Origin of the sequence: Mycobacterium sp. 20KCMC460 (assembly GCF_022179425.1) — a bacterium.
Lineage (GTDB): Bacteria > Actinomycetota > Actinomycetes > Mycobacteriales > Mycobacteriaceae > Mycobacterium > Mycobacterium kiyosense.
Map to the genome: position 1 here is coordinate 2,497,177 of NZ_AP025524.1, position 17,435 is coordinate 2,514,611.

19 protein-coding genes are annotated in these 17,435 nt (G+C 66.3%); 9 read left to right on the forward strand and 10 right to left on the reverse strand.

Annotated features, from left to right (window positions below):
- Window positions 1–94: 94 nt before the first annotated feature.
- The 4 genes from msrB to MKCMC460_RS11760 all read right to left on the reverse strand — a co-directional run bounded on the left by msrB (window position 95) and on the right by MKCMC460_RS11760 (window position 4,240).
- Entirely contained in the window at window positions 95–514 is a 420-nt protein-coding gene (gene msrB, locus MKCMC460_RS11745) for a peptide-methionine (R)-S-oxide reductase MsrB (protein WP_370653113.1), read from the reverse strand.
- Entirely contained in the window at window positions 511–1,797 is a 1,287-nt protein-coding gene (gene aftC, locus MKCMC460_RS11750) for an arabinofuranan 3-O-arabinosyltransferase (RefSeq protein ID WP_289624917.1), read from the reverse strand. The genes msrB and aftC overlap by 4 nt, the downstream gene beginning before the upstream one ends.
- A gap of 65 nt (window positions 1,798–1,862) precedes the next feature.
- The gene (locus MKCMC460_RS11755) at window positions 1,863–3,422 is read right to left on the reverse strand and encodes an alpha/beta hydrolase (protein ID WP_238305757.1); all 1,560 of its coding nucleotides are present in this window, start codon (window positions 3,420–3,422) and stop codon (window positions 1,863–1,865) included.
- Window positions 3,423–3,445: 23 nt separating this feature from the next.
- Window positions 3,446–4,240: a pyrimidine reductase family protein gene (locus tag MKCMC460_RS11760; RefSeq protein ID WP_236976364.1), complete on the reverse strand. Its 795-nt coding sequence runs from the start codon at window positions 4,238–4,240 to the stop codon at window positions 3,446–3,448.
- Here MKCMC460_RS11760 and zapE point away from each other — a divergent pair.
- On the forward strand, window positions 4,239–5,315 hold the full coding sequence (gene zapE / locus MKCMC460_RS11765) for a cell division protein ZapE (protein WP_236976362.1): 1,077 nt from the start codon (window positions 4,239–4,241) through the stop codon (window positions 5,313–5,315). The genes MKCMC460_RS11760 and zapE overlap by 2 nt on opposite strands.
- Here zapE and MKCMC460_RS11770 read toward each other — a convergent pair.
- From MKCMC460_RS11770 to MKCMC460_RS11780, 3 genes are all read right to left on the reverse strand, one after another.
- Window positions 5,287–5,820 (reverse strand): GNAT family N-acetyltransferase, encoded by a 534-nt coding sequence (locus tag MKCMC460_RS11770; protein ID WP_236984236.1) that lies wholly within the window; start codon window positions 5,818–5,820, stop codon window positions 5,287–5,289. The genes zapE and MKCMC460_RS11770 overlap by 29 nt on opposite strands.
- A gap of 1 nt (window position 5,821) precedes the next feature.
- Complete coding sequence (locus MKCMC460_RS11775; protein WP_236976360.1) at window positions 5,822–6,346, reverse strand: hypothetical protein; 525 nt, start codon at window positions 6,344–6,346, stop codon at window positions 5,822–5,824.
- A 78-nt stretch (window positions 6,347–6,424) separates the two neighbouring features.
- Window positions 6,425–7,156: a Clp protease N-terminal domain-containing protein gene (locus tag MKCMC460_RS11780; protein ID WP_236976358.1), complete on the reverse strand. Its 732-nt coding sequence runs from the start codon at window positions 7,154–7,156 to the stop codon at window positions 6,425–6,427.
- Between the two features lie 144 nt (window positions 7,157–7,300).
- Here MKCMC460_RS11780 and MKCMC460_RS11785 point away from each other — a divergent pair, with 144 nt between their 5' ends.
- The 6 genes from MKCMC460_RS11785 to MKCMC460_RS11805 all read left to right on the forward strand — a co-directional run bounded on the left by MKCMC460_RS11785 (window position 7,301) and on the right by MKCMC460_RS11805 (window position 13,956).
- A complete protein-coding gene (locus MKCMC460_RS11785) occupies window positions 7,301–7,621 on the forward strand; it encodes a DUF732 domain-containing protein (RefSeq protein WP_236976356.1) in 321 nt (106 codons plus the stop codon).
- A gap of 92 nt (window positions 7,622–7,713) precedes the next feature.
- Entirely contained in the window at window positions 7,714–8,730 is a 1,017-nt protein-coding gene (locus MKCMC460_RS11790) for an alpha/beta fold hydrolase (RefSeq protein ID WP_236976354.1), read from the forward strand.
- Window positions 8,727–8,858: a hypothetical protein gene (locus tag MKCMC460_RS31395; RefSeq protein ID WP_255730672.1), complete on the forward strand. Its 132-nt coding sequence runs from the start codon at window positions 8,727–8,729 to the stop codon at window positions 8,856–8,858. The genes MKCMC460_RS11790 and MKCMC460_RS31395 overlap by 4 nt, the downstream gene beginning before the upstream one ends.
- Window positions 8,859–8,954: 96 nt before the next feature.
- Window positions 8,955–10,715, forward strand: a complete 1,761-nt coding sequence (locus MKCMC460_RS11795) for an MFS transporter (protein ID WP_236976352.1) — start codon at window positions 8,955–8,957, stop codon at window positions 10,713–10,715.
- Window positions 10,716–10,857: 142 nt separating this feature from the next.
- Window positions 10,858–12,606 (forward strand): ABC transporter permease subunit, encoded by a 1,749-nt coding sequence (locus MKCMC460_RS11800; RefSeq protein ID WP_236976350.1) that lies wholly within the window; start codon window positions 10,858–10,860, stop codon window positions 12,604–12,606.
- Between the two features lie 24 nt (window positions 12,607–12,630).
- A complete protein-coding gene (locus tag MKCMC460_RS11805; RefSeq protein WP_236976349.1) occupies window positions 12,631–13,956 on the forward strand; it encodes a nitrate/sulfonate/bicarbonate ABC transporter ATP-binding protein in 1,326 nt (441 codons plus the stop codon).
- 179 nt (window positions 13,957–14,135) lie between these two features.
- Here MKCMC460_RS11805 and MKCMC460_RS11810 read toward each other — a convergent pair whose 3' ends face one another.
- The 3 genes from MKCMC460_RS11810 to MKCMC460_RS11820 are packed head-to-tail and all read right to left on the reverse strand — an operon-like array spanning window position 14,136 to window position 16,002.
- The gene (locus tag MKCMC460_RS11810; RefSeq protein ID WP_238305758.1) at window positions 14,136–14,675 is read right to left on the reverse strand and encodes a MarR family winged helix-turn-helix transcriptional regulator; all 540 of its coding nucleotides are present in this window, start codon (window positions 14,673–14,675) and stop codon (window positions 14,136–14,138) included.
- On the reverse strand, window positions 14,672–15,325 hold the full coding sequence (locus MKCMC460_RS11815; protein ID WP_236976347.1) for an NAD(P)-dependent oxidoreductase: 654 nt from the start codon (window positions 15,323–15,325) through the stop codon (window positions 14,672–14,674). Before MKCMC460_RS11815 ends, MKCMC460_RS11810 begins: the two co-directional genes overlap by 4 nt.
- A 5-nt stretch (window positions 15,326–15,330) precedes the next feature.
- Window positions 15,331–16,002: a hypothetical protein gene (locus MKCMC460_RS11820; protein WP_236976346.1), complete on the reverse strand. Its 672-nt coding sequence runs from the start codon at window positions 16,000–16,002 to the stop codon at window positions 15,331–15,333.
- A gap of 99 nt (window positions 16,003–16,101) precedes the next feature.
- Between MKCMC460_RS11820 and MKCMC460_RS11825 the strand changes: the two genes are divergently transcribed.
- Complete coding sequence (locus MKCMC460_RS11825; RefSeq protein WP_236976345.1) at window positions 16,102–16,326, forward strand: hypothetical protein; 225 nt, start codon at window positions 16,102–16,104, stop codon at window positions 16,324–16,326.
- The gene (locus MKCMC460_RS11830; RefSeq protein ID WP_236976344.1) at window positions 16,323–16,949 is read left to right on the forward strand and encodes a hypothetical protein; all 627 of its coding nucleotides are present in this window, start codon (window positions 16,323–16,325) and stop codon (window positions 16,947–16,949) included. Before MKCMC460_RS11825 ends, MKCMC460_RS11830 begins: the two co-directional genes overlap by 4 nt.
- The last annotated feature ends 486 nt before the right edge of the window (window positions 16,950–17,435 follow it).

Below are 17,435 nucleotides of genomic sequence, written 5' to 3' on the forward strand. Positions count from 1 at the left end.
CGACTGTGAACTCGGCGACCGCGACACGCCGCGGTGCTGTCTCGCAGGATTCACGCTCGACGGAGAGGCGGCGAGCCGGGGAGAGGCGGGCCGGTCAGGAACCGTCGGGGACCAGGCGCAGCGAGACCGAGTTGATGCAGTAGCGCTGGTCGGTCGGGGTGGGATAACCCTCGCCGGAGAACACGTGCCCCAAATGGCTGTGGCAGTTCGCGCACAAAACCTCGGTGCGGGTCATGCCCATCGAGGTGTCCGAGCGCAGGATCACCGCGTCGGAGGAGGACGGGTCGTAGAACGACGGCCAGCCGCAATGTGACTCGAATTTCTCTGTGCTGCGGAACAATTCGGCGCCGCAGGCGCGGCACTGGTAGATGCCCTGGGTCTTGGTGTCGGTGTACTCACCGGTGAAGGGGCGTTCGGTGCCGGCGCGGCGCAGCACGTCGAACTCCTGCGGGTTGAGCTTCTTGCGCCACTCGTCGTCGGAGAGCTCGAGTTTCGGACGTCCGATATCGGTCATGCTTCCACGCTAGCGCGCGGCGCCCGGTCGACTTTCAGCCAAGCCGGGTCGATGCCGTCTTCCAGCCGGTTTTCGGCCTTGGCGTCCAGATACCGGAAGTAGAGCACGGTGAACGTCACGATCAGCAGCAGCGACCACCCGTAGGTGATCTTCAGGTACTCCAGCGCCCGGCCCCACCGCATCCAGTTGAACAACAGCCAGCGGTCCAGCGTCATGAACCCGTAGATCGCCAGCCACGCCGGCCAGTTCCGGATCACCGAATTGGGCAGCACCACCGTCATCAGGAACGGGAACAGCATCATCGAGTAGTAGCCCTGGGCCAGCGACATCGCCAGCCACGACCACAGCAGCAGCACCCCCGAAGAGGTGGTGAACCAGAACAGCGGGTCGCGGGTGCGGTAGTAGCGGTAGAGCAGCCACAGCGCGGCGATCGCGATCAGGGTGAACAGCAGCCGCAGCGCGACGATCAGCCAGGTGGGCAGGCCGAAGTAGAGACCGTTGCCCTGGATGGAGCTGTTGAAGTAGTCGCGGGTGCCCAGGATGTAGGGCAGCGTCCGTTTGAAGAAGTCCATGGAGTGCGGCACCAGCGGCAGGGCGGCCAGGTTGATCGCCGCCGGCACCACCAGCGCGGTCACCCACGCCCGCCACTGGCGGTTCAGCAGCGGCAACAACAGCAGCGGACCGAGCAGCGGTTTGAGGGTGAGCGTCAGCCCGATGGCGAGCCCGGCCCACCACTGGTGGCTGACCTTGCCGTCCATCAGCCACCGCAGGAACAGGATCTCGGCCAACAGCACGCAACCGTTGATGTTGGTGAAAACCAGAGTGTTGGTCACCGTCTCGGTGCAGAACATGGCCAGGATCAGCGCGGGCGCGGCAACCGAGGACAGCGTGAAGTTGAACATCCGCAGCAGCAGGTAGGCGGCCAACAGGATCGCCACGGTGTTGATCGAGATGAACAGGTAGCGCGACGGCGCGAACGGCAGGTACCCGAACGGCGCCATCAGCAGCGTGCCGCCCGGCGGGTACAGGTAGTGCGGGTCGACGTAGTCGAAGTGCTCGTTGTACATGTCCAGGCCGTGCCGGAAATTGTCCACGGCACGGTAGACGGGTTTGAAGTCGTCGGTGATGTTGCCGTTGGTGGTGAGCACGATGCTGCGGTGCAGTACCGACAGGATGGCCGCCGGCCAGAGCACCGATCTCAGGATCGCTGTCGTGCTCCTGGGGCCGGGGCGAAACGCCGCCTGTACTGCGCCGCGCAAGCCGGTCGAGTCAGCTGCCGTCACCTGCGCAAAGTATCAGGCCGCGCGGCTGAGGTGTCAGGCAGTCTCGGGCGCGGTGCGTCGCATTTTCAGGCGGGACAATAAGTGTCGGTTCCGGGGAGTTTGCCCTCGTCGAGATATCCGATCAGCGGCGGAACCGCGCAGGGCGAATAGATGCTGGCGCCGTGGCCGATGCCCTGCCACATCACCCGCTTGCTGGCCGCGTTGGCGTTGATGATGGTGGCTGCCGTCGCGGCGACCCCTTCGTTGCCGGCGATCGGGTCGTTCTGAACGCCGAGCAGCAGCACGTCGACCTTGAGTTGCTTGGGCGCCTGCGGTGTCGACCCGGTGGGCCAGTGCACGCACTTGGCCAGATTGAGCGCCGCTACCGTGCCGAACTGCGGATACAGCTTGGCCCAGGCGACCACCAATTCGCGGATCCGGTCCGGGGTGGGCCGGTTCACCGCGTCGCTGCAGGCATTGACGAACTGGCCGTCGGTGTGCTGCAGGCTTTCGGCGCGGTTGATCAGATTGGTGAGCTGGTTCATGTCACCGGTGCGGGCGGCGGCCAGCGCGGTGGCCAGGTTCGTGGTGTTGGCGACACGGTGCCCGGCCGGGAAACCCAGGGCGGTGGTGATGGCGTTGGTGAGCGACGCTACCGAGGTGCGGCCCAGCCCCTGGCCGCTGCGGGCGGTGGCCAACAGCTGGCTGACTGCGCCTTTCGGGTCGGGTCCCAGCGGGCAGTTGACGGCGGCGCATTGCGCGGCGAACGCGTCGAGCGCAGCCTGCTGGCCTTTCACCTGTTGCTCGGCGGCCGCTTCGGCGCTGGCGCCCAGCGCGACCGGCGAGTCCAGGATCAGGCGAGCGACCTTGTCCGGGCGCGACCCGGCGTAGGTCAGCGCCACCTGGGCGCCGTTGCCGACACCGACCAGCGCCACTGCCGGCACGTCCCAGAGGTTGCGCAGCCGCTCGATGTCGGACGCCGCGTGGTTGTTGTCGTAGGCCGAGTCGCCGGGCGCGATCGCGTCGGTGCAGTTGGTGGTGGCGGTGTTGGAGACCTCGGAGAGGTTGGCTACCGGGTCGTCGCCGACCTGGAACTGGGCCTGGTCGCGCATCTCGTCGCGGTCTTGACGATCGCGGCAGTCGATCGGGCTGGACATGCCGATGCCGCGACGGTCGATCGCGACGATCGGGTGGCTGCGCAGCACGTCGGCGCCGGCGTGGGTCAGCCAGACCGGCAGTTGGGTGGATGACGCGATGTCGGAGCCGGTGGTGAATACCAGGGGCCCGGCGTTGCCGGGCGTCTGGGCCGAGCGGGCGCGGACCACGCCGATGCTCACCGATCCCGATCCGCCGTTGAGCGGGTCGAGGTCGGCGTCGAAGGTGGCGCACTCGAGCTTGACCCCGGGCGCCCCGGGAACGCCGGCGTCGGCATTGACCTTGCCCGTGCAGTCGCGCCACGCAAGGTCGTTCTTGGGTGCCGCGATCGGCGCCGGACCGCTGGGCGGCGGTGTGGTGTTGGGAACGCCCTGCGGCCGGGCGCCGGAGCTGGTGGCGAAGCGGGGATCGGCGCCGAAGATCGGGATGCAGCCGGCCAGCAGCGTGCTCGCCGCCACCAGGGCGGTGGCCAAGATGAGGTGCCGACGCATGCCGACCACAGTAGCCGGGCCCGTCACTCAGCCCTGACGTAGCGCGTGTACAGGTACCCGGTGTCGTCGGTCAGGACGTGGGCACAACGCATCCGGGTCTGCAGCTGGCCGGCTCCCGCGGCGATGCGGTGGGCCGCCCCGCCGACGACGACGGGCGCGATGGTCAGGCACAGCTCGTCGAGCAGGTCGGCGTCGATGAACGCGCCGAGCAGCGTGGGGCCGCCCTCGGTGAGTACCCGGCCCAGGCCGCGGGCCCGCAGCCTGGCCAGCATGGTGGCGACGTCCAGCTCGGCTGAGTTCTGGGCGGAGCAGTCGACGACGTCGTCGACCAGACCGGTGAGTTGGCGGGCGGCGTCGTCGGCGGCCGCGGTGCAGGTCAGTATCAGCGGTCGCACCTCGGTGCGGGTGAAGACCGGCAGGTCGCGGTCCAGGCGGCCGGTCTTGGTGACGATGGCCAGCTGCGGGATCTCGCTTTGTCCGCGGGCTTGGCGCTGCTGGCGGGCGGGGACGCTGACGTGCGCGCCCGAGTAGCTCTCTGAGCGCACCGTGCCCGCGCCGACTACGACGACGTCGGCCAGCCCGCGCAGCACGACGAAGACGGCCCGGTCACCGGGGCTGCCCAGCTGACCGCTGAGACCGTCGACGGTGGCGCCGCCGTCCAGGCTGGTGATGAAATTGGCTCGCACCCAGGCCCGGCCGGGGGGGTAGGCGTAGAGCTGGGGCAGTTCGTCGTGCCCGACTTCACGCTGGTAGCCCAGCAGCGTCAGCGATGTTTCGGCGGCCAGGCCGGCGGCGGTATCGGCCTCGAAGTCGGGCATGGGTTCGATTGCAGCACGTCGTTACAGTTCCAGCATGGACGGGGCCGGATCGGGGCAGGTTGCGCGCTTGGTCGACCGGCATCCGTCGGTGTCACCGGAGCGGCTGATCGGGCAGTTGCGGCCACCGCCGACGTTCGCCGAGGTGAGCTTCGCGACGTACCGGCCCGACCCTGCCGAACCCACCCAGGCCGCCGCCGTCGAGTCGTGCCGGGAGTTCTGCCGCCAGGCGGTGCAACGCCGGGCAGGGCGCCGGAAATTGCTCGGGCGCCGCGAGCCGCTGCCCGGTGTCGGGTTGTACCTGGACGGCGGGTTCGGCGTGGGCAAGACCCACCTGCTGGCCTCGGCGTACTACCAACTGCCCGAGGGGCAGCCCAAGGCGTTCGCCACGTTCGGCGAATTGACGCAACTGGCCGGTGTTTTCGGTTTCGCCGAATGCATCGAGCTGCTTTCCGATTACACCGCGGTGTGCATCGACGAGTTCGAGTTGGACGACCCGGGCAACACGACGCTGGTCTCGCGGCTGCTCTCGTCGCTGGTGCAGCGGGGCGTCTCGGTGGCGGCCACCTCGAACACGCTGCCCGAGCAGCTCGGCGAGGGCCGGTTCGCCGCTCAGGATTTTTTTCGCGAAATCAATACGCTGGCAAGCATTTTCACTACCGCTCGGATCGAGGGTCCCGACTATCGGCATCGCGATCTACCGCCGGCTCCGACGCCGTTGTCCGACGACGAGGTTTTGGTACGGGCCGCCGCCGTGCCCGGGGCTACGCTCGATGATTTCGACGAGCTGTGCGCGCACCTGGCCACCATGCACCCGTCGCGGTACCTGACCCTGATCGAGGGAGTGACGGCGATGTTCGTCACCGGGGTACACGTTCTGGACGATCAGAATGTGGCCCTGCGATTGGTGGCCCTGACCGACCGGCTGTACGACGCGGGCATTCCGGTGGTGGCTTCCGGTGCCAAGCTGGACAGCATATTCAGCGAGGAGATGTTGGCCGGCGGATTCCGCAAGAAGTACCTGCGGGCCACGTCGCGGTTGCTGGCGCTCACTGCGGGTCGAGCTCCCGGACCATGACGTGGTCGTCTTCGACGAACTCACCCATCTGAAAAGTCTTGGCGCCGTTGATGGTAAAACCGAATTTCGCGTAAAACCGCACTGCGCGTTCGTTTTTCTCATTGGTACCGAGCCACATGCAGCGCGCCCCCCACGCGGTGGCCTCGGCCAGCGCGGCTTCCATCAACGCCGCCGCCACGCCCGTGCGGTGAAACTCAGGCAGCAGATACATCTTCGACAGCTCCACGGCGGGCCGTACCGGGACGGCGCGCTGGATGTTGTCATCGTCGGGCACACCGCGAATCAGCATGGCGTATCCCACGATCCGGTCGCCGTCGCGGGCCACGAAGAGGGCCCGGTCCGGGTCGCTCAGGTACGTGGTGAAGCAGGCCGCCGAAAGGTTGGTGTCGACGAACGCGGCGATGTCTCGCGGGCGTGACCACGGCGGGCACGCCAGCGGGAAGGTGCGTGCGGCGACCGCGGCCAGTTCGCCGGCGTCGCCCGGTCGAGCGAGTTCTATTCTCAGCTCACAGGTTCCATTGCGCTAGGTGCTCGCCGGTCTTGCGGTCCAGCAGGACCACCACCGACACCGGGTCTCGGTAGGCGTCCCAGTACACCCCGCCCCGCACCACGGCGCCCTGCGGCGCGTTGCCCAGGGCGGCGTCCAGCCAGTCGGGCGCGTCGCACGGGCGGGGCTTGTAGGCATCGGCGAACTGGGTGACGCCGTCGAAGCTGAAGTTGGTCGCCATGATGTAGGGGTTGGGCACCCGGACCGCCCGCACCACCACGTCGGCGCGGGCAACCGTGCTGTCGGGGAAGCTTTTCACCGGCACGCCGCTGCGCGTGTAGCCGAATCCGGGCGGCGGGTCGACCGGTACCACGCTGGTGACGGTGACGTCGGCGACGTAGCTGCCGGTGTCCACCCGAAGGGTGTCGCCGAGGTGACCGATCGGCGCATCGCCGGCGTGGGCGCGGGGCAGGGCGGCGTCGAAAGGCAGCAGGCCCGCGCCGGTGAGCACGAACGCGCACAGGATCATCAGCCAGCGCTGCATTTTCGCCTCCTGGGCTACCGTTCTGCGGACCTTCGCATGATTGCACACGCGGCGATGCCGGGGGAGTGGTCGGCCGGCTCAGGCTTTGGCGGGACCGCCCGCGGTGAGCGACTCCAGGGCGTCGACGAGATCGGTTTCGACGCGGCTCTTGTCGACGCCGGCCTGGTGCAGCGGGCCGGTCCCGTGCTCGAGTTCGAGCAGTGCGAGCAGCAGGTGTTCGGTGCCGATGTAGTTGTGGCCCAACCGAAGTGCCTCGCGGAAGGTGAGTTCGAGGGCCTTGCGGGCCGGGCCGTTGAACGGGATCATCGCCGGGACTTCGGCGGCTGGTTCCGGCAGTTGGATCGAGGCGCGCAGGGTGTCGGTGTCGATCTGCTGCAGGCGTAGCAACACTGTGGCCAGCGCGGCCGGATCGCTGAGCATGCCGAGCAGCAGATGCTCGGGGGTGATCTCGCTGTTGCCGGCGTCGTGGGCGGCGTTCTGGGCGGCGACCACCGCGCCACGGGCCCGCGGGGTGAACCGCCCGAAGCCCTGCTCGAGATCAAGGACGGCCGATTCGGTTTTGGGGACGAACCGCTTCTGGGCGGCTTGCTTGGTGACGCCCATGCTCTTACCGATGTCGGTCCAGGAGGCACCCGATCGGCGGGCCTGGTCGACGAAATGCCCGATCAGGTGGTCGGCGATCTCGCTCAGGTGCTCGGCGGCCAGGACGGCGTCGGACAGTTGGTCCAGTGCGTCGCTGTGCGCTTTCTTGATGGCGTCGATCATTTCGTCGAGGCGGACAGGGTAGGCGATTTGGGTCGGTTCGGCCATGTCGTCAACTCTAGGTTGACGTAGGCGGCGTCGTCAACCAACGGTTGACGTTCGGGTCGGCCCCGCGGGTGGTCGTTCAACGTTCATTTCGTATTCGCCGCACGAGATGCGCGCTGACTGCGAGTGCAGCAGAATCTCGAGGTCATGAAGCGTTTGTTGGCGTTGACCGGTTTCCTGGCCGCGGTGGGCTGCTGCGCGGTGCCCGCGCACGCCGACGCCGGCCAGGACCAAGCGTTCCTGGTCTCACTCGGAGCCGCCGGGATCACCTTCAAGGACCCCGCGAGCGCGATAACCGCCGGCAAGACGGTCTGCGAACTGGCGAACCAGGGGAAGCCCGGAGTCGAGGTCGTCGGCATCATCCAGGGCGCGAACCCGGGACTGTCGCAGGACAACGCCGCACGGTTCACCGCGATTGCGGCACATGTCTACTGCCCCTCCCAGCTGCCACCCGCGGGCAGTTCGTAGTACCCGGCCGGCGCATGGTGACCCGACGGTAGCCTGACGTTCGAGCTGCGTCCCGCGCATGGGCGCTACGTTGCTGCCGGTGGGAGGTTGGGTTGAGAGCAGGCTTGGCCGCCACGACGGCGTTGGCGAGCGTGGGTTTGCTGGGCTGGGCGGGGATGCGGGCGCTGGTAGCTCGGATCGAGCGCAACCCCGACCCGTATTCGCGCGCACAGTTGCTCGCCCAACCGCAGGGCGAGGAGTCGACGATCACCCGTCCGGACGGCACCGTGTTGCGGGCCCTGGCCGCGGGCGACGGGCCGACGGTGGTTTTCGTGCACGGCTACACCGCAGACGTTCTGGAATGGAATCTCGTGTGGGATGCCTTGTTGGCCAAGGGTTTCCGTTTGGTCGCCTTTGACCAGCGGGGCCACGGCCGGTCCACGCTGGGCTCCGAGGGCATCGGCTCGCAGGTGATGGCGGCCGACATCGCTGCCGTCCTGGATCATTTCGACGTCGAAGACGCCGTGCTCGTCGGGCACTCGATGGGCGGGTTCGTGACGATTCGCGCGCTGCTGGACTTCCCCTCGGTGTCCGGGCGGCTGCGTGGCGTGGTGCTGTTCGCCACCTGGGCCGGCCGGGTTCTGGAGGGAGCGCCGCAGAACCGGTTGCAGATCCCGCTGATGGAACACGGTGTGATTCAACAGCTTTTGCGCAGCCGTACCGTTGGTGTGCTGCTGGGTGCCGCGCAGTGCGGGTCGCGGCCCTCGCCGGCGATGATCTCGGTGTTCCTCGAGTTTTTCCGTCGGCATCTCGAGGAGCACGGGCCACTGGCACCCATCGTGCGCGCGTTCTCCCAGGAGGATCGTTATCCGAGGCTGGGGGAGATCACCGTGCCCACGGTGGTGATGGTGGGGACTGCTGACCGCACCACGCCGCCCAGCCACTCCCGGCGGCTGACCGAAGGCATACCTGGTGCCCGATTGGTCAGCGTGCCCGACGCGGGCCACCTGCTGAACTGGGAAGCCGCCGACGAACTGGTCGAGGTCGTCGAATCGTTGTCGGCGCGGGCTGGTTTGTGCTCGACGGAGTGGGGTAGCTGTAGGGGAAACCAACGGACGGAGAAGCCGTGACCACCGCAGAACAGCCGCCACCGGAAGGCGACAAACAACCGCCGCAAGCCGCGTCCGCCGACGAACCCGACGAGGCATCTGGTGCGGCCGAGCATGGCTCGGAGGGTGAACACACGTCCGACGAGTGAGTCGGCATGGTGGGGGCGCGGTCGCGCCGTCATTCGTTTGTATAGCTAACATATGCGCCGGGGGCTGGGCGGATGAGCGAGGCGAATGAGGCGTAGATGGTTGACAGCCCCATCGTGACCAACCCGGCGGCCGAACCGGCCGAGACCGAGATTCGTCGGCTCCGCTGGGACAGCGATCACCCGCACTACAAGTGGGTCGCACTGTCGAACACCACGATGGGCATGCTGCTCGCGGTGATCAACTCGTCGATCGTGCTGATCTCCCTGCCGGCCATCTTCCGCGGGATCGGGCTGGACCCCCTCGCCCCGGCCAATATCGGTTACCTGCTGTGGATGCTGATGGGCTACCTGGTCGCCACCGCGGTCCTGGTGGTACTGGCCGGCCGGCTCGGCGACGTGTTCGGCCGGGTGCGCGTCTACAACCTGGGCTTCGCGGTGTTCACCGTCGCGGCGATCGCATTGTCGTTCGACCCCTTCCACTTCGGCGGCGGCGCAGTGTGGCTGATCGGCTGGCGGGTGGTGCAAGGTGTCGGCGGCGCCATCCTGATGGCGTTGTCGGCGGCCATTCTCACCGATGCATTCCCCAGCAATCAGCGCGGCATGGCCCTTGGCTTCAATATGGTCGCGGCGGTGGCGGGATCGTTCATCGGCCTGCTGCTCGGCGGCGTGCTCTCCGAATGGGACTGGCGCGCGATCTTCTGGGTCGGCGTGCCGATCGGGGTGCTGGGCACCATCTGGGGAGTGCGCTCACTGCACGAGATCTCCTCCCGCACAGCCGAATCGGTGGACTGGCTGGGTACCGTGACATTCGGTGTCGGGTTGACGGTGGTGCTCACCGCCATCACCTACGGCATCCAGCCCTACGGGGGGCACGCCACCGGGTGGACGAACCCGTGGGTGCTGGGCTCGGTGGCCTTCGGCCTGCTGCTGCTGGGCGCGTTCTGCGTCATCGAATTGCGGGTGTCGCAGCCGATGATGGACGTCCGGCTGTTTCGATCCGCCGCGTTCGGGATGGGCAACCTGGCCAACCTGATGTCGTCGGTCGGTCGCGGTGGGTTGCAGTTCATGCTCATCATCTGGCTGCAGGGCATCTGGTTGCCGCTGCACGGATACAGCTTCGAGTCGACGCCGCTGTGGTCGGGTATCTATCTGCTGCCGACGACGTTCGGGTTCCTGATCGGGGCGCCGTTGGCGGGCCGGCTGTCCGACCGGTACGGCGCCCGGCCGCCGAGTGTCGCCGGCATGTTGCTGATGGCCGCCACGTTCGTCGGGCTGGTGATGATTCCGGTGAACTTCGACTATTGGCTGTTTGCACTGCTGGTCTTCCTCAACGGATTAGGCGGCGGGATCTTCGCCGCGCCCAACACCGCCGTCATCATGTCGAGCGCGCCGGCGGGGGCGCGCGGAGCCGCGTCCGGTGTGCGGGCCACGTTCTTCAACGCGGGCTCGGCGCTGTCGATCGGCGTCTTCTTCTCGCTGATGATCGTCGGGCTGTCGAACAAGCTGCCGCAGGCCTTGAGCGGCGGGCTGCAGGCCCAGGGTGTGTCGGCCGCCGTGGCGCACGACGTTGCCGGGCTGCCGCCGGTGGGCAGTCTTTTCGCGGCGTTTCTGGGCTACAACCCGATCGCGAAATTGCTTGCGCCCTCTGGTGCGTTGCAGCAGCCCGGCGTCAACACCGAGGTGCTCACCGGCAAATCCTTTTTCCCGCAACTGATTTCGGGTCCGTTTCACGCCGGGCTGGTGGTGGTGTTCGTGGCCGCCGCGGTGATGATGGTGATCGGGGCGCTGGCGTCGCTGGCCGGTGCGGGGCGGTACGCGGATGAGGATGTGGTGGCGGGATTCAGTACCGCGGATTGAGCCGTATCGTCCGGTGATCTCGCGGAGGCCTACCGGGGCTCCCCGGGTCGGGCATCCTTCAGCCGCTGTTCCCTTCTTGGGCATCACGTATGACGCTCCGACAAGGCATTATTACGCTCGTGACAATTGACGGGTCGGGGATATGAGTGTGACGAAAACCCGTGCCTTCACCGGCCCCGGTCCGATATTGCGTCCTACCCGCAGCCCGCTCGCCGACCTGACGGTCTTTCTCGGCGCCGTGGTGCTCTTGTGGATGATTTTGCGGGTCGGCGGCGGCATGACCGTGCCCTGGGAAGTCGCGGGTGCGCCCTCGTCGCTGTCGACCAGCCCTTCCCAACTGCCGTACTTCGCGGCGCGATCGTTGCTGCGCATGTTCGCCGCACTGGGTCTGTCGCTGATCTTCACGTTCTTCTACGCCACTGCGGCAGCGCGCTCGCGCCGCGCGGAGAAGGTGCTGATTCCGCTGCTGGACATCTTGCAGTCCATCCCGGTGCTGGGCTTTCTCGCGATCACCATCACCGGGTTCATCGCGCTGTTCCCCGGCTCGCTGCTGGGCTTGGAGTCGGCTTCGATCTTTGCGATCTTCACCTCGCAAGCGTGGAACATGACGTTCGCGTTCTATCAATCGCTGATCGCCCAGCCGCATGATCTGGACGAGGCGTCCCGGTTGCTGCGGTTGTCGCGATGGCAACGCTTCTGGCGGGTCGACCTGCCCAGCGGCATGATCCCGTTGGTCTGGAACGGCATGATGAGTTTCGGCGGGGGCTGGTTCTTCCTGACCGCGTCGGAAGCCTTGAGCGTCAACAACCACAAGTTCGCGCTGCCGGGGATCGGTGCCTACGTCGCCGCTGCCAGCGCCGAGGGAAATCTGGCGCGGGTTCTCCTGGCCATCGCCACCATGATCGTGGTGGTCATCGGGGTCAATGCGCTGTTCTGGCGGCCGCTGACGGCGTGGGCCGAGCGATTCCGCATCGAAGAGTCCACGGCCGTGGAAGCGCCGCGCAGCGTCACGCTGGACATCCTGCGGCGCTCGCGCATTCCTCGGGTGATCAGTCGTCCACTCGGAGGACTGATCTACCCGATCGACCGGGCCACCGCGGTGTTCGGAACGACCGGGCACGCGCTGAAGACATCGGAGGTGCGTCGTCGCATCGGGGACGCCGTCTTCGTCCTCGCACTGGCCGGCGCACTGGGCTACGGCGCCTTCCGGGTCGTCGAGTACATCGCCCACAGTGCGGGCTTCGCCGAGTTCGGGCACGCGGCACTGCTCGGATTGGCCACCTTCGCCCGGGTGGTCGCCGTGGTCGTCATCTCGACACTGATCTGGGTGCCCGTCGGTGTGTGGATCGGCATGAACCCCAAGGTGACTCGCCTCGCCCAGCCGGTGGTGCAGGTGCTGGCCTCGTTCCCGGCGAATTTCCTGTTCCCGTTGTTCACCGCGGTGCTGCTGGTCACCGGGATCAGCATCAACTGGGGCGGCATCCTGCTGATGGCGCTCGGCACGCAGTGGTACATCCTGTTCAACGTCATCGCCGGCGCCAGCGCAATTCCGAACGAACTCCGGGACGCCTCGGCCAGCCTGCGGCTGCCGACGTTGCTGCGGTGGCGCACCCTGATACTGCCCGGCATCTTCGGCAGCTACGTCACCGGCGGCATCACCGCCGCCGGCGGCGCGTGGAACGCCTCGATCGTCGCCGAAATCGTGCAGTACCACGACACGACGCTGTCCGCCGTCGGTCTCGGTTCCTACATCACGCACGCCACCGCGGTCGGGGATTCGCCACGCCTGCTGATCGGCGTGATCGCGATGAGTCTGTATGTCGTGACCATGAATGTCGTGCTCTGGCAACCGCTTTACCGCTTGTCCGAGCGGCGATTCTCCCTGTCCTGATCCGCTGGTTTTAGAGAGGTTCCCATGACGCGAGACGACGTGATCATCGATCTCGACCACGCCTGCAAGAGTTTCCGCAAACCCAACGGCGGCACGCTGCTGGTTTTGGACGACATCAACGTCGATGTCCGCGAGGGCGAGGTGGTGGCGTTGCTCGGTCGGTCCGGCTGCGGCAAATCCACATTGCTGCGGATCATGGCGGGACTGGTCGCGCCCAGTGACGGCGCGGTGCGGTATCGCAACGCCGAACTCGTCGGCGCGAACCCGGGTACCGCGATGGTGTTCCAGAACTTCGCGTTGATGCCGTGGCTGACGGTGCAGAAGAACGTCGAACTCGGACTGGCGGCGCGCAAAGTCGCCCCGGCCGAGCGGGGTAAGCGCGCGTTGGAGGCCATCGACCTGATCGGGCTCGACGGTTTCGAATCCGCTTATCCCAAAGAACTTTCCGGCGGTATGCGGCAACGCGTCGGATTTGCCCGGGCGTTGGTGCTGCAGCCCGATCTGCTGCTGATGGACGAGCCGTTCTCCGCCCTCGATGTGCTGACCGCGGAGAACCTGCGCAACGAGCTGATGTCGCTGTGGGCCGGGCAGGATTTTCCGACGAAGGCAATCTGCTTGGTCACGCACAACATCGAAGAAGCGATCATCCTGGCGGACCGCATCATCGTGCTGGGCAGCAATCCCGGTCGCGTCGTCGCCGAATTGCCGATCAATTTGGAGCGTCCGCGAGATCGGCATGCCCCGGCGTTCCAAGCTCTGGTCGACGAACTCTACGGGCTGCTCACCGGCACCGGGCCGACCACCGCCCTCGGCGAACCCGCCGCCGCGACACCGGCAACCCATCCGTTGCCGAAGGCCACCGTCGGGGGACTGGCCGGATTGGTCGAGATAGTCCACGGCAAGGGCGGGCGAGTCGGCATCGCGGACATCGTCGCCGACCTCGGCATCGACGCCAAGGCGCTGTTCCCCTTGATCGATGCCGCGGCGTTGTTGGATTTTGTGCGCGTCAGTGGTGTGGAGATCGAACTCACTTCGGCGGGAAGGGATTTCACCACCGCCGACATTCAGGTGAGCAAACAGGTCTTCGCCCAGCAGGCCCGCACCCGCGCTCCCTTGGTGCGCACCATCTGCAACGCGCTGCAGGACTGTCAGGGCAGCAGTCTGCGGGCCAGTTTCTTCCTCGACATCTTGCAACAGGGATTCAACCAGCAGGATGCGCAGGAGCAGCTCGACATCGCCGTCGGCTGGGGGCGCTACGCGGAGCTGTTCGACTACGACATCCACACCGATTTGTTCACGCTGGAAGCCGGCGCCTCCGATGGCTCGGCGCTCGGCGCGGCTACCGGCTGAATGGCGTTGTCGCACTGGTGGTTAACGCGCTATAGGCTGAGTTGTCCTGGTGTCTAATGCTGTACCCGGTTCGATGCCGCGGCGGCGCAAGCGTAAGGCTGAATAGGGCCTTGGCCCGGGTGGTCAAGCGCTCGGGGCGCGTGCTCGTCGGCGTCGCCGATCCCGAGACGATGGCGAAGTTACCGTTCACCGGCCACGGCTTCGGCACTTATGGGGGCCGAGCCCGAAATCTCCTCCGGGAGAGCTTGTTTGGCTGCATCTTCCGGGGTGGGGCCCGAGGGTGGCGTTCGGTGAATCGTGGTGACGAGATCGTGCAAGAAGCCGGTGATGGTGGCGCGCTCGGGGGCGGTCAGCGCCGCGAAGGTGCGTATCAGATCGTTGTTCAGGTCGTCGTACAGCTGCGTCAATTCACGCACGGTGTCTTCAGTGATGGCCAGCAACGATGAACGCGCGTCGTGGGGGTTGCGGTATCGGTTGACCCTGCCGTCACGTTCGAGCCGGGTCAGAATCGCTGCCAGTGTGGTGGGGGTGATGCCGGTCTTGTCTGCGATCGCGGTGGGAGTTGCTGGTCCGTGAGCATGCAATACGTCGAGCACGCTGAGGTCTCGTGGGTTGAGTCGCGAGGCTTTCGCGACACGTTCGGTGACGATCTCAAATCCGATGCGCAGATCTTGCAGTGCCCTCAGTATCCCGGCGAAGTCGTCCGGTGACGGTGTCATCGCGGCGTTGTCGGTGCTATTGCTTGATGGATATGCGCCGTAGCGGTGTCCAGTTCGGCGACCATGGCGGCCGCCAGATCTGCGCGAGCGGTGTAACCCTGTGTCGGGTGGTCAACATCCAGCCGATAGGCCGAGACCGACGGCCGGTCGATTAACCGTCCCGGCCGCATGATCGTCCAGGAGATGTCGTCGGACTCCCGGAGAAACTCCTCCATCCGGCGCATGTCTGCATACAGCGTTCGCCCTAACACGTTGCGCAGCAACGGAAAGACGATGTGGTCGGGGATGAAACCGAAACCGGGTGGCGGTGGGTAGGTCAGCCCCGAGCTGACCACGACCAACCGGTTGCCCCGGCCACCGGTGCGCAGCGCGTCGACAATCCGTTGCGTGCCTGCCGAATACACCGATACCGGGTGCCGGGTGTAGGAGGCGCCGAGTGCCGATAGCACCGCGTCGGCACCTTCCACCGCCTCCGGTACACCGGCGCCGCTGATCGCGTCGGCCTTCACCTGGGTGAGTTGAGTGCTGGATAGATCCGGCAGCGGATCGGGCCGGCGGCTCACCGCCCGTACCCGGTGACCGGCTCGCAGCGCCTCGCGGCATATCCAGACACCGGTCGGTCCTGCGGCTCCGAAAACCGTGACGTCCACGAGAATTATCCTCCTTGCTCGCAGCGGTGGACCCGGCGCGCGAAGACCGGCAGGGCGCGGGCGTCAACGGTTTTCAACGGACCGACAACACGGCTACGGAAGCTGGGGCGTAGTAACTGATCGGCCATGAACCGCACCACCGGACCGGGGATGCTCGCGTAGTTCATGACGACGTAGCCACAAGGATCGTCGAAGGCCAGAAGCGTGGAGTTATCCACGCCCAGCACCTGTCCATACCAATCGGAGATCCCGGACCACACCCGGGCAACCTCCGCCGAAGTTCTCGAAGATGCGAAGTGGTTCAACAGGATTGGTCCGTCGAGGCTGTCGGTTTGTCCGGACCGCTCCACATTGCGTGCCAGAGTCATCAACGAAGGCTCGCCCAGATCCAATCCGTCCAGTACCGGCCGGGCCGCCTCGATCGCCTCGTCGCTGCCATCGATCAACAGCGCGACGTCGAAGCGCGGTGTGCCAGGGAGTGGGACGACGAACGTCGATTCCAGCAGTCGTACGTGGCCCATCCCGGGTACTGATTCGAGCTGTGTGAGACCGGTCCCGATGGCGTCGAGTTTGCGTTGCCGCGCCAGGCTGGGTGCCACGAAAGGGCCGATCTGCCGCAGATGCACGTTCCAGGCGGCGTAGAGGAATCGCCCCGGTACCGGGTCCGTGCGTTTCACCTGCGAACTCCGATCGAAAGTCAGCCGCTTGAGATTTACTACGATAATCGTAGCACTTGGGGGCCCGGCTGGGCACGTAGGCAGGAGTCGAGCACCCGCGTGGGCAACCTCGCCGGATCGTCGCCGGGGGCGGCCCAGGTTTCGGGTGATTCCGATGGAGTCGAGGTGAAATCCGGCGGAGCATCGTTGAGTGGACCTGAGCGCAGTTTCGACGGCAGCGTAAGCGCCGAGAACCCCGCCTACGTCACCATCACCAACGAACGAGGAGAAGTCGAAACCGTGAAAGTCACCAGCGTGCACGTCAAAACGGTGCCTGGCGAATGAAGCTCGAACGCCCCACCCACGTGCGGAAGTCAAACCGGTCGTCCGGGTGGCTGAGCGAGTTCACCGAGGAGATCCCGGGCCAGATCGCTGCGGGTATCAATCGCCTCGGCGACGGCGAATACACCATCTACTCGATCTACCCATTGCCGCCTGATGCGGCCTACGACGAGACCATCTACCCCGATGAGTGGGTCCAAACCACCGGGATTGCCCCGGATAGACTCACCGTAGAAATCCGGCGTCTCGACTCCGACGGCTTTTATCGCGTCTACACCATCGGACACCCGACCACCGAAACCGATTCCGAGGCAACCGAACCCATCCGCAACGGCGACAACAGTTACCTCGTTCGGCCCGCTGAAGTTCTCAGTGCCACCGAGGCCATCGACCTGTTCCAGCATTTCTACGACCACCATGGGGTGCCGTCTGGCTGGGAACTTCGCGAACAACCCGAGTTCACCATGGCTGCGGACGCGAGCGCTACCGCAGCAACCAAACCCGGAGCTGGCATTTCTCGGGACACGCCAGCTTCCTCACCCGCAACCACCACATCCCGCACCGCACCGAAGAAAGAACCGGCGCACGACAAACTTGAGAGCCGCCGCCAGACCCGCTCCAGCTAGCCGACACCCACCCCGGATGTCCTACGACCTCTTCGCCTTCGACCCGGACACAGCGCCCAGGGACGCCGAACTGCTGGCATGGTATGCGCGACAAGCCAAATGGTCCGAACAGCACTCCTACACCGACCCTGCGGTAACCACCCCACGACTGCAGGCGTTCTACCGCGACCTCATCAAAATCTTCCCGCCCATGAACGGGCCCGACGCACCGCTTCCGACGGCGACGCCGACACCGACTACGCCATCGGCCACAACATCCTCTACGTCGCCTTCCGCTGGTCCAAGGCCGACCACGCCCGCGAGGTATTTATCGAGCGAGGTATGGCGCACGGCGTCGGAGTCTGCGAAATCAGCGAGACTCCGGTACTCGTCAGTCGTCCTGCAGCACAGGCAACCACTCAAAACAGGGCCACCGCATCACAGACAGCGACCAGTAGCCATTCCATCGCCGGAATCGCCAGCCGAGCGGCGGAGACCACCGCTTCA